Annotated in this window: 1 pseudogene; it reads right to left on the bottom strand. The window is 45.4% G+C overall.

Annotation, left to right across the window (positions count from 1 at the left end):
* Positions 1-12: 12 nt before the first annotated feature.
* A pseudogene (locus tag AC3G7N_RS22735) lies at positions 13-509 on the bottom strand (hypothetical protein); the annotation flags it as partial.

Genomic DNA, 509 nt, shown 5'->3' with positions numbered 1-509 from the left:
TATGCTGCCGATTTACAATAAAAATACGGCGATTAACGTGGAAATGAGCAAACCTGCCACAACTGGTATAAAGTTTTTCCGAACCAAATCCATTACAGATACACCACAAAATCCTGCAATGGCAATCAAGGATGACCATGCAACAATCGTTCCGCCACCAGTCCATATAGCACCCATTTGACCGATAGCCGCCAACGTTTCCGTATCAATTGCGCCATTATTAAGGGAAGCTGCCAGTGCGCCTGTCAGTGGGAGCCCTGAGAATCCGGAGCCGTCTAAACCAGTAATTATCCCAATGATTAAAACACTGAATCCTGATAATAAGGCGCTTTGTGGCAAGAATTCCTGAACAGACTGCACAATATCAAACAGGAATGCTGGCGGATTTTCGCCCACCCCAAGAATACTTCCAGCAAAATCTGCACTGCCCAGGAAGAAGAAACCAGCAATTGGAATAACAGGCCCCATTGCTTTAAATGCAAAAATGAAGCCTTCCGTGATGTGACCAC

The organism is Virgibacillus carmonensis (genome assembly GCF_057836705.1).
The sequence above is the reverse complement of the archived record's forward strand: the minus strand, read 5'-3'. Positions and strand labels throughout refer to the sequence as shown.